Source organism: Telluria sp. ZB4P34 (assembly GCF_059686055.1).
The window spans coordinates 49,877-56,396 of the sequence record NZ_JCASIF010000023.1 but is presented as its reverse complement, the minus strand read 5'-3'; the positions used below and the strand labels follow the sequence as shown (position 1 = coordinate 56,396).

6 protein-coding genes are annotated in these 6,520 nt (G+C 64.0%); 2 read left to right on the top strand and 4 right to left on the bottom strand.

Translation table 11 applies throughout. The features are described 5' to 3' along the window. Positions 1 to 149: 149 nt before the first annotated feature. Positions 150 to 581 carry a DoxX family protein gene (locus AC56KL_RS22200; RefSeq protein ID WP_497182345.1) on the bottom strand — a complete coding sequence of 144 codons (432 nt, stop codon included), beginning with the start codon at positions 579 to 581 and terminating at the stop codon, positions 150 to 152. A 123-nt stretch (positions 582 to 704) separates the two neighbouring features. Here AC56KL_RS22200 and AC56KL_RS22195 point away from each other — a divergent pair, with 123 nt between their 5' ends. Further along, positions 705 to 1,601, top strand: a complete 897-nt coding sequence (locus AC56KL_RS22195) for a LysR family transcriptional regulator (protein ID WP_497182344.1) — start codon at positions 705 to 707, stop codon at positions 1,599 to 1,601. 472 nt (positions 1,602 to 2,073) lie between these two features. Here AC56KL_RS22195 and AC56KL_RS22190 read toward each other — a convergent pair whose 3' ends face one another. After that, positions 2,074 to 3,396, bottom strand: coding sequence for a hypothetical protein (locus tag AC56KL_RS22190; protein WP_497182343.1), 1,323 nt, complete (start codon positions 3,394 to 3,396; stop codon positions 2,074 to 2,076). 169 nt (positions 3,397 to 3,565) lie between these two features. On the opposite strand from AC56KL_RS22190, the gene AC56KL_RS22185 reads away from it, so the two are divergent. Continuing rightward, positions 3,566 to 4,093, top strand: coding sequence for a YggT family protein (locus AC56KL_RS22185; protein ID WP_497182342.1), 528 nt, complete (start codon positions 3,566 to 3,568; stop codon positions 4,091 to 4,093). 83 nt (positions 4,094 to 4,176) lie between these two features. On the opposite strand, the gene AC56KL_RS22180 is transcribed toward AC56KL_RS22185, so the two are convergent. Further along, on the bottom strand, positions 4,177 to 5,118 hold the full coding sequence (locus AC56KL_RS22180) for a carbohydrate kinase family protein (RefSeq protein ID WP_497182341.1): 942 nt from the start codon (positions 5,116 to 5,118) through the stop codon (positions 4,177 to 4,179). A 15-nt stretch (positions 5,119 to 5,133) separates the two neighbouring features. Next, a complete protein-coding gene (locus tag AC56KL_RS22175; RefSeq protein ID WP_497182340.1) occupies positions 5,134 to 6,510 on the bottom strand; it encodes a DUF3426 domain-containing protein in 1,377 nt (458 codons plus the stop codon). Between the last annotated feature and the right edge of the window lie 10 nt (positions 6,511 to 6,520).

Sequence of the window (6,520 nt, the reverse complement as noted above, 5' to 3'; positions counted from 1 at the left end):
AGCCTTCAAGATACCGTTGCACGACAATCAGCTTGAAGGCAGGTGTGTACTTCCCCATAAAACCCCAGAAAGTTAGTGTCCAACTTTCTGGGGTCAGTTCAGAGCCGACCACCCTACGGGATTCAGTGGCGGCTCGCAGATATCCTCGATTACGCGGCCTGCGGTGCAGCCTTGCGCGTGGCGGCGGCATCGAGGCTGTACGCACCGGCGCCGAAGGCGACTACCTGCAACAGGCCGCCGGCCATGGCGATGTTCTTCATGAAGTGGATCAGCTGGTTCTGATCGCCGAGCGCATTGTGGAACACGAGTGCGGTCAGTACCGAAAAGGCGGCCAGCGCCGCGGCAACGATCCGCGTCTTGATTCCCAGCGCCAGCATCAGGCCGCCGCCCAGCTCGATGGCGATGGCGGCGACCAGGGCCAGTGTTGCAAACGGCAGCCCCATCGACTCGATATAGCCGATGGTGCCGGCTGGCGCCATGGCCTTGCCGATGCCGCTGAGGACGAAGATCGCGGCAAGCAGGATGCGGCCGATGACGGGCAGGGTGGATTGGGTGGCGGTCGACGAGGTGAGGGTAGACATGATGGCTCCATGAGTGGGTGACTGGTGGCGCAGTCGTGTGGCTGCGATGGAGTCATCTTAGACAGGCAACAACGATCCAGGAAGCCGATATAATTCGATAGGACATATCGAAGGAGTAGATGGATGCTCGACGGTTTCACCATGGACCAGCTGCGCACCTTCATCGCCGCAGCGGACGAAGGCAGCTTCTCGGCGGCGGGACGCAAGCTGCGGCGCGCCCAGTCCGTCGTGAGCCATACCCTCGCCAATCTGGAGCTGCAGGCCGGCGTCGTGCTGTTCGACCGCAGCGGCCGCTATCCGCAACTAACCGAAGCCGGCCGCGCGCTGCTGGAGCAGGCGCGCGAAGCCGCCGACAGCATGGATGCGTTCAAGGCGCGTGCGCGTACCCTGGCGGAAGGACTCGAGCCGGAGCTTGCCGTCGCGGTCGACGTCATGTTCCCGATCGCGACCCTGACCGCCGCCGTACAGGCCTTCCACCACAGTTTTCCCGGCACTCCCCTGCGCCTGTACGTCGAGGCCCTGGGCGCGGTGGTGCAGCCGCTGCTCGATGGCCGGTGCCGCATTGCCGTGATCGGCTCGTTGCCCGACATCCCCCAGGGCTGCGCCTCCGACTACCTGGCCGAGATCCCGTCGGCTACCGTCGCCGCGCCCGGACATCCGCTCGCAAACATCAAGGGTGCCATTTCGCGCGCGCTGTTGTCCAAGCATGTGCAGTTGGTGCTCAGCGACCGTTCCTCGCTCACTGCGGGCCGCGAATTCGGTGTGATGTCGCCGCAGGTGTGGCGGCTCGCCGATCTCGGCGCCAAGCACGCGTTCCTGCGCGCGGGACTGGGGTGGGGCGGCATGCCGCTGCATATGGTGGAACAGGATCTCGCCGATGGATCGCTGGTCGAGCTCCGGCTCAAGGCGCATCCATTGCAGGGAAGCGCATTCTCGATGCACGCGATCTGGCTGAAAGACCAGCCGCCGGGACCGGCGGGACGATGGTTTGTCGATCGCCTGAAATGCGATTCGGTATGAATGCGGCGATAGTTGGTAGACGAATGCGCTATCGCATGTGTTAATGCGAAAAACACGATTTGTTTTGAGGTGTCCGGGTTGCGCGCTCACAAAGTTTTCGTGTACTTTACGTGTTTGAATTTGTCAAAACGTGAACATGTGATATTGTCGCGTCCATCCGGGCAGTAATCGATCGATTAATAGGACACTGATTCAATCAGTATGCACGCAAGCGAAGCGAAAAGAACAAGCCGCACTGCCTGACCGTGATCAGGCAAGGCGGCTTTTTCTTTTCGCGCCCGCAAGGGTAGCGATGTGAAAGCGCATTGAGTCGGTTACCTAGCGACGTTGGCTGAAGCGCTGCAATTGTGAGGAGTTGCAGCAGTTCAGCCGGTGCCGGATTCATTGGCCCAAATCGCCTGGCGGCTTGGTCCGATGAATAATTCGCCCGCCACTGAATGGGTGGGCGGGTTTTAAACCTTGAGCGTATTTCTCATCGCAGATGAAGGAGAACAAAAATGGCAACCGCTAAGAAACCAGCAGCTAAGGCAGCATCCGAGAAACCGGCAGCAAAGAAAGTAGCAGCCGCCAAACCAGCAGCCAAGGCCGCTCCGGCCAAAGCTGCTGCCAAGCCGGCAGCCAAAGCCGCCGCCAAGCCGGCAGCCAAGGCCGCTGCCAAGCCGGCAGCTAAGCCTGCTGCAAAGCGAGCTTCGACAGTGTCGAAGTCGAGCGCTGCAGCAAGCAAGACCACCGCCGCCAAGCCGGCAGCGAAACCTGCTGCAAAGAAAGCTGCAGCTAAACCGGCAGCCAAGCCTGCAGCAAAGAAAGCCGCAGCTAAACCGGCAGCGAAGCCAGCTGCAAAGAAAGCTGCAGCTAAACCGGCAGCCAAGCCTGCTGCAAAGAAAGCCGCCGCCAAGCCGGCAGCCAAGCCGGCTGCAAAGAAGGCCGCAGCTAAACCGGCAGCGAAGCCTGCTGCAAAGAAAGCTGCAGCTAAACCGGCAGCCAAGGCCGCCACCAAATCGGCAGCCAAGCCTGCTGCAAAGAAAGCCGCCGCTAAACCAGCAGCTAAAGCAGCAGCTAAGCCTGCTGCAAAGAAAGCCGCTGCCAAGCCGGCAGCAAAAGCTGCCGCTAGCAAATCGGCAGCCAAGCCGGCAGCAAAGAAAGCCGCAGCGAAACCTGCAGCCAAGCCTGCTGCAAAGAAAGCTGCTGCCAAGCCGGCAGCCAAAGCCGCCGCTACCAAATCGGCAGCCAAGCCGGCAGCCAAGCGAGCTTCGGCAGTGTCGAAGTCGAGCGCCGCCAAACCAGCTGCTAAATCGGCAGCCAAGCCAGTAGCAAAAGCCGCAGCCAAGCCAGCAGCAAAGAAAGCGACCGCAACCAAAGCCGCGGCTAAACCTGCTGCCAAGAAAACCGCTCCGGCGAAAGCCGCTGCATCGGCTAAATCGGCTGCTCCGGCTAAATCGGCTGCCAAATCGGCTGCCAAGGCGCCTGCTGCTCCGGCGAAAGCCGCAGCTCCGGCAAAATCGGCCGAAAAAAAAGTCACTACTCCGGCAAAAGCAGCCGCTCCAGCTAAATCTGCCGCTACCAAATCGGCTGCCGCCAAGCCTGCTGCAAAGCCGGCCGCAAAAGCCGAAGCCAAGCCGGAAGTGAAGGCTGAATCGAAGCCGGAAACCAAGGTGGAAGCCAAGCCGGAAGCGAAAGCCGATTCGAAAGCGGACAGCAAGTCGGATTCGAAAGCCGATTCGAAGCCGGAATCGAAAGCCGAATCGAAGTCCGAATCGAAAACCGATTCGAAGTCGGATTCGAAATCGGACAGCAAGGCTGCAGCACCTGCTCCGGCCGCTAAAACCACGCTGTCGCCGGCAGCCGCCTGGCCGTTCCCGACCAGCAGCCGCCCGTAATTCCGGCTCGATAGCGAGTCTTGCCTGGATCAGGCAAAATACCGCTGTGTGATCGTTCACACAGCGGTTTTTTTTTGAGGAGCCTTCGTGCTGTCTATTCTCCAGTTTATCGTCGATACCGCTGCCGCCCTGCTGGGCGGGCTGCTCCTGCTGCGCTTCTGGATGCAGGCCACGCGTGTACGCCCGCCGCAACAGATCGGGCAATTCACCTTCACCCTGACCGACTGGCTGGTGCTGCCGCTGCGGCGCCTGGTGCCGGGCATGGGCGGCTATGACTGGGCAAGCCTGATCGGCGCTTTCGTCGTGGTGCTGCTGGCCAGCGCGCTGCTGCTGGTGGCCGGAGCGTCGGGCGAGATGGTGCTGCTGCACGCGCTGTACCGGTTCCTGACCTGGATCCTGTACGGTTTCATGGCGCTCCTGATCATCGATGCAATCTTCAGCTGGGTGAATCCGCAGGCGCCGCTGGCGCCTTTCGTGCATGCGCTGAATACGCCGATCCTGCGGCCGATCCGCCGCGTGGTGCCGCCGATCGGTGGGATCGATTTATCGGTGCTGGTGGCGCTGGTGCTGATCCAGATTATTCAGTTTGTGTTGAGGCAGGTGTTTTACGGCTGAAGCCGGCCTGCTGCACGGCTCGCCAAATGAACAGGGTCCCCTCGAGGACCCTGTTTTTTCGTGTGCGGTACTGACGCGAGCGTTCAGCGGAACTTGTACCCGAACGCCGCCTCGAACCTCTGCTCGATTTCTTCCGGCGTAAACATGTGATTCTGGCCGCCGGTGCTGCCGATCTTGATCGCGCCCAGCAGGCTGGCGATGCGGCCGGTGGTGGGCCAGTCGAGGCCATTCGTGATCCCGTACAGCAGGCCGGCGCGGTAGGCGTCGCCGCAGCCGGTCGGGTCGACGATGTTCTCGGCCGTGACCGCCGGGATGCGATGGTGCTCGCCGCCCGCGTAGATGTCGGAACCTTCGCCGCCGCGCGTGACCACCAGCGCATCCAGGCGCGCCGCGATCTCGGCCAGGCTCAGGCCGGTGCGGTCCATCACCACTTCGAACTCGTAGTCATTGCAGGCCAGGTAGCTGGCCCCGTCGATGAAGCGGATCAGTTCCTCGCCCGAGAACATCGGCAGCTGCTGGCCCGGGTCGAACATGAAGGGGACGCCCAGGCGCGCGCAGTCGGCGGCGTGCTTGATCATGCCGTCGCGGCCGTCGGGGGAAATGATCGCCACGCGAAGTTCGCCCTGGTCGCCCACGTTATTCTCGTGCGAGTGCTGCATCGCGCCCGGGTGAAAGGCGTTGATCTGGTTGTTGTCCTGGTCCGCGGTGACGAAGCACTGCGCGGTGTAGGCCGCCTGGATAGTGCGGATGGCGCGGGTGTCGAGGCCTTGTTTCTTCATGCGCTCGAGGTAGTCGCCGCCGTCCTGGCCGATGGTGCCCATGACCAGCGGCTCGCCGCCCAGCAGCTTGAGGTTGTAGGCGATGTTCACCGAGCAGCCGCCGTACTCCAGGCGCATGGTCGGCACCAGGAAGGACACGTTCACGCGGTGCAACTGGTCGGCCAGCAGGGTCTCGGCGAAGCGGCCGTGGTACTGCATGATCTTGTCGAAGGCGATCGATCCGCAGATCAGGGCGGTTTTGGTCATGGCTGAACTTTCAGATTAGGGATAGAAAACCGCGATATGGTAACCGGACGGCGCCGGTTCTTCGACACGGAAATGCAGTTTCACCGGCTGCTCGGCATGTCCTGCGAAGCCGGCTGCCAGGAGCGGCCCTGCAGGCAGGTAATCGCGCGGGCCGAACACACGGCGCACCAGCGGCTTGTCGTCCGCATCCGAGAGGGTCAGTTCGAGGCTCGGCCAGGCCTGGGTGGCGTCGCCCTGGTTGCGCAGCTGGGTGGTGAAGGTGTAGGCATTGCCGCCCAGCGTGGTCAGCTCGCCGGTGTCGATCACCAGCTGTTCGATCTGCGCCGGCAGTTCGATGCGGCAGGACAGCGCCTTGCAAACGGTGACGAGCGAGGGCTTCATGTCGGGGTAGCGCGCCGCCAGTGCGCTGCCGAAGCTGCGCAGCAGCTGCGCGCCCAGGGCCAGCAGGAGCAGCAGGCTGCCGGCGATCATGGCGATGCGCAGCGCCTTGCCCGAGCGTTCGCGCTGGCGTCCGCGCCGCACGAATTCGGGTTCGTCGGGCTCCGGCACACGCAGCTTGGGCGGCTCGATCCGGGTTGGCGTCAGCTTGGAACGGCGTGCGGCGCGCGCTTGCGCCGCCTTGTCGCGCGGCGACCGCGGCGCGACTGGCGGCGCGCTGGGCGGCAGCGGCATCGTGACGGTGGCCGGGCCCGATTCGCGCAGCAGCAGCGGCGGAGCCGATGCTGCCGCCTTGGCGGGGGCGGACGGGCGCGCGGTCGCGGTCGCGAGCGCCGGCGCAGCTGTGGCTTCCTCGAGCGCGTCGCCATCGTCCGGCGCGGGCGCCGCGACCAGCGCTTCGTCTACCTGCAGCCCGGCTGCGGATGGCGCGGACGCGGCGGCAGGCTGCTGCGCTTCAGGTTCGGGTTCAGGTTCGGGCTCGGCTACCCGCTCTGCTTGCGCTTCGGGTTCGGACTGGGGTTCCTGCGTCATTTCGGGCTCGGGCTCGGGCTCGGGCGCCATGGACGCGGCGCCATCCTTGCCATCGTCGCCGCTGACCTGGGGCAGGATGCCGAAAGGCGCGAAGGTGCGGTCGAACTCGAGGGTGTAGATGGGGTCTTCGGCCGCCTCGCCTTCAGCCGCAGACGGCGCTTCCGGCTGGGGAGCGGCGGCGGCCGGTGCGGCCGCTGCTACTGCAGCAGGCTCGGCATCCGACGCGCGCCGGCCGCGCGCAGGAAGCGAGGGCCGGGAGGCTTCGGAAGGGGAGGAGGCGGCAGACAAGTCCAGCAGCGCGGTATTGCCGTCGAAGACCTGGGTGCAGGCGCCGCAACGCACGATGCCCCCACGCAGCTTGAGCTGGTCTGCGGCGACACGGAACACCGTGCCGCAGTGGGGGCATTGGGTGGCGAGCGCCATGCCTCGGTGT

What these genes read in the sequence shown, in the direction of transcription:
- AC56KL_RS22180 (WP_497182341.1), bottom strand. Translation starts at nt 5,118, where the DNA reads ATGACCAAAACCGCCCTGATCTGCGGATCGATCGCCTTCGACAAGATC.
- AC56KL_RS22175 (WP_497182340.1), bottom strand. Translation starts at nt 6,510, where the DNA reads ATGGCGCTCGCCACCCAATGCCCCCACTGCGGCACGGTGTTCCGTGTC.
- AC56KL_RS22195 (WP_497182344.1), top strand. Translation starts at nt 705, where the DNA reads ATGCTCGACGGTTTCACCATGGACCAGCTGCGCACCTTCATCGCCGCA.
- AC56KL_RS22200 (WP_497182345.1), bottom strand. Translation starts at nt 581, where the DNA reads ATGTCTACCCTCACCTCGTCGACCGCCACCCAATCCACCCTGCCCGTC.